4 protein-coding genes and 1 pseudogene are annotated in these 3,149 nt (G+C 66.7%); 3 read left to right on the top strand and 2 right to left on the bottom strand.

Annotated features, from left to right (window positions below):
* Together QOD90_RS16210 and QOD90_RS16205 are read left to right on the top strand one after the other, a co-directional pair.
* Window positions 1-446 (top strand): serine hydrolase (locus QOD90_RS16210; protein ID WP_526351456.1); only part of this gene is annotated, 446 nt, incomplete at its 5' end.
* A gap of 116 nt (window positions 447-562) precedes the next feature.
* Window positions 563-1,075, top strand: a complete 513-nt coding sequence (locus tag QOD90_RS16205) for a DUF3145 family protein (RefSeq protein ID WP_526351454.1) — start codon at window positions 563-565, stop codon at window positions 1,073-1,075.
* Between the two features lie 10 nt (window positions 1,076-1,085).
* Here QOD90_RS16205 and QOD90_RS16200 read toward each other — a convergent pair whose 3' ends face one another.
* Both QOD90_RS16200 and QOD90_RS16195 read right to left on the bottom strand, forming a co-directional pair.
* Window positions 1,086-1,457: a hypothetical protein gene (locus QOD90_RS16200; RefSeq protein WP_526351452.1), complete on the bottom strand. Its 372-nt coding sequence runs from the start codon at window positions 1,455-1,457 to the stop codon at window positions 1,086-1,088.
* Window positions 1,458-1,752: 295 nt separating this feature from the next.
* Window positions 1,753-2,565 (bottom strand): annotated as a pseudogene (locus QOD90_RS16195) (alpha/beta fold hydrolase); the annotation flags it as partial.
* 251 nt (window positions 2,566-2,816) lie between these two features.
* Between QOD90_RS16195 and QOD90_RS16190 the strand changes: the two are divergent.
* A partial coding sequence (locus tag QOD90_RS16190) for a thioesterase II family protein (RefSeq protein ID WP_526351450.1) occupies window positions 2,817-3,149 on the top strand: 333 nt, incomplete at its 3' end.

The raw sequence follows: 3,149 nt of genomic DNA, 5'->3' as shown, positions 1-3,149 counted from the left end.
TCTTCGAGCCGCTCGGGATGTCGACCTCCGACCTCAAAGGCGGTAGCGCGGCAGCCGGGTACGGCGGCACGTCGACGGTGGCCGACCTGGCGTCGTTCGCCGCCGACCTGTTGCGGCCGCAGATCGTGTCGGCCGAGATGCACGCCGATGCGACGTCGGTCCAGTTTCCCGGGCTGGACGGCGTGCTGCCCGGTTTCGGGGTGCAGCGACCGAACGACTGGGGTCTCGGTTTCGAGCTCCGCGACGGCAAGAAGCCGCACTGGACGGGATCGCGCAACTCGGCGCGCACGTATGGTCACTTCGGCCAATCGGGCACGTTCATCTGGGTCGATCCAGCCGCTGACCTGGCCTTGGTCGTGCTGACGGACTTGGACTTCGACAACTGGGCGTACCCACTGTGGCCGGGGCTCTCTGATGGAGTACTGAGAGAATTCGGGGCACACTAGCGCAACAGGTGCCACAGAGGGCACAATAGACACGCGCGACACAACTGCATCGTTATGTTTCAACTTTCACCAGGTCGTTGGGGAAGACGTCCCTGTGAAAGCCGAAGGAGCAGATGATGCGTGCGTCGAACCAGTTCGCCGATGCGACGACTGGCGTGGTGTACGTCCACGCCTCGCCCGCGGCGGTATGCCCACATGTCGAGTGGGCTCTTTCGTCGACCCTGTCGGCAAGGGCGAATCTCAAGTGGACGCCGCAGCCGGCGCTCACGGGTCAGCTCCGTGCCGTCACCAATTGGATCGGCCCCGTCGGCACGGGCGCCGCACTGGCCAATGCCCTGCGATCGTGGTCCGTGCTGAGGTTCGAGGTCACCGAGGATCCGAGCGAGGGAGTGGACGGCCACCGCTGGTGCCACACCCCGCAGCTCGGGTTGTGGAGCGGCGCGATGAGCGCCAACGGTGACGTGATGGTGGGGGAGCTACGGCTGCGCGGACTGATGTCCGCGGGCGCCGACACCCTCGCCGCCGAACTGGACACGGTGCTCGGCACCGCGTGGGACGACGCTCTCGAGGCATACCGCGGCGGCGGAGATGCCGGTGAGATGACCTGGCTGAATCGCGGGGTCGGGTAACCGCGGCAGTTCAGCCCCCGCGCTCCCTCTGCTCCCGCTCCCGTAGGCGTTGTCTCATCTCCTTGCGCACCTTGCGGGGCGCATAGGTCGAGAAGAGGATCTCCTGCTCGCGCTGGGTCATCCCTCCCAGGCGGCCCAGGTCGCTCTCGCCGAGCAGTGGCGTGGGGTTCCGATCGCCGGGCGGCCGCGAAACCGCTTCGTCCCACGGGTCCTTCGTCGGTCCGGAATCGTTCGGTGACGCCTCGCAACGGAGGGCAAGACGATTGCGCACCCACACGTAGGCCCTCCACAGTGCGAAGCACGACAGGAAGATCGCCAGGACGATCAGCGCAACCCAGGCGAAGGGCAACTCGTTGGCGTGATTGGCGTAGCGCTCGGCCATGTATGTCGTGATTGCCAGTCCTCCACGAGGTGAACCACCTAGCGTATCCCCGCTGCGGCCGTGGTGGGTCGACCGCGCGACTCAACGCGATTCCGAGTCAGCCGGTGACGCGCCGGCGGGTGCTTCGGCGAATGGCTGAATCCTCGCGCGCGGTGGACCGCAACTGAACCGCGATGCGATTGCGCCCGACCGACTTCGACCGGTCGGCCTGCACCACTCGTTGATTCGCCCGGCCGCACGCCGCCCGAGCCGGCTCCTGGCGGACCGAACGGGCCGAGTAGGCCATGGAGGCACCGATGAAGTCGTCGATGAGCGCCATCACCGTGTCTGGACATTCGACCTGCGGGTGATGCCACACATCGGGAAGGACGTGGAGACGACTGCCGGGAAGCGCGGCGTGCGCGGCGTGCGCATGCGCGACCGGAATGACGCGGTCCCGATCTCCGGTGATGATCAAGGCGGGAAGGTCTGCGTTGCAGTGAAGGCGACTCAGCGCGCATACCGCCTGGCCGCGATGGTCGACGACCGAGCGGAGCGTACGCAGGAACGCGCGTCGGCTGGCGCGGTCGGTCAGCCACGCCTGCGCTCGCAGGGTCTCGCTGAAGCGCGTCACCTCACCGTCGAGTGACAGCTTCACCCGCAGCGCGTCGGTGGCATGCAGCACCGGCCGCGACGCCAGCGCGTTCAGCAGGAGTTCGCTGCCCGGCAGTGACAGGAGCCGCAGGAGGGCGCCGACGTCGGCGCCGCGGCCGCCGCGGCTGATCAGGATCAGCCGCTGGCAGTAGTCGCGGTGCTGATGAGCGAACTGCATCGCGATGCCGCCGCCGAGCGAATGGCCGACGATCGTGGCCTTCGGCACGCCGAGCGTGTCCAAGAGGTCACGCAGCCAGACGGCGAAGGCGCCGACGGAGTAGTCCCCGCGTGGCTTGTCGGAAAGGCCGTGGCCCAGCAGATCGGGTGCGATGACGCGATACTTCTTCGCCAGTTTCGGCACCAGTTCCCGCCAGCTCGACGAACTTCCGCCCATGCCGTGAACGAGGAGCAGGACCTCGCCGGCGCCCTCGTCACGGTATGCGACGCGGTCGCCATGCAACGTCATCGTCCGCATGTCGGCGTGAACCGGCGAGTCGGTCTCACGGGGACGGGAGAGCAAGAGATCGTTCGTCGACATGTCGTAAGACTCCTTCCGGTCCAATGCGGTCGATGGGCTGTGGACGCCACCTGGGACACCGAGTGTGTGGTGCCGGCCTTGGAGCTTTCTAAAGGGAGGCCCCCAAGCAATCGTCAAGAACTTTCCAAGCGGCCCGGGTGATCGTGTGTCCAACGAAAGCGCAAGCACTTCTCGAAAGGACCGTGACCATGCGGCTGTTCTGTTTCCATCACGCAGGCGGTGGCAAGATGGCGTTCAACGCCTGGAAGCGATCACTGAGCCCCGCGTTCGAGGTCATCCCGGTCGAGATTCCCAACCGCGAGCGGTTCGCGACTCTTCGCGAGCTGGTCGACGAGGTCAATGAGCTGCTGGAACCGCAACTCGAGGGCCAGTTCATGTTCTTCGGCCACAGCTTTGGCGCCCTGGTCGCCTACCGCTTGGCGCGCCTGCGGGCTGCGGAAGGCTCCTCGCTTCCGCGGGCGATGTTCCTGTCCTCCTACGCACCGCCGCACCTCGGGCCGCCGCTGCACATGGTCGACGAT

The sequence above is a fragment of the Mycobacterium sp. genome (assembly GCF_032161845.1).
Lineage (GTDB): Bacteria > Actinomycetota > Actinomycetes > Mycobacteriales > Mycobacteriaceae > Mycobacterium.
This window is presented reverse-complemented; position numbering and strand designations above follow the sequence as displayed.

What these genes read in the sequence shown, in the direction of transcription:
- QOD90_RS16205 (WP_526351454.1), top strand. Translation starts at nt 563, where the DNA reads ATGCGTGCGTCGAACCAGTTCGCCGATGCGACGACTGGCGTGGTGTAC.
- QOD90_RS16200 (WP_526351452.1), bottom strand. Translation starts at nt 1,457, where the DNA reads ATGGCCGAGCGCTACGCCAATCACGCCAACGAGTTGCCCTTCGCCTGG.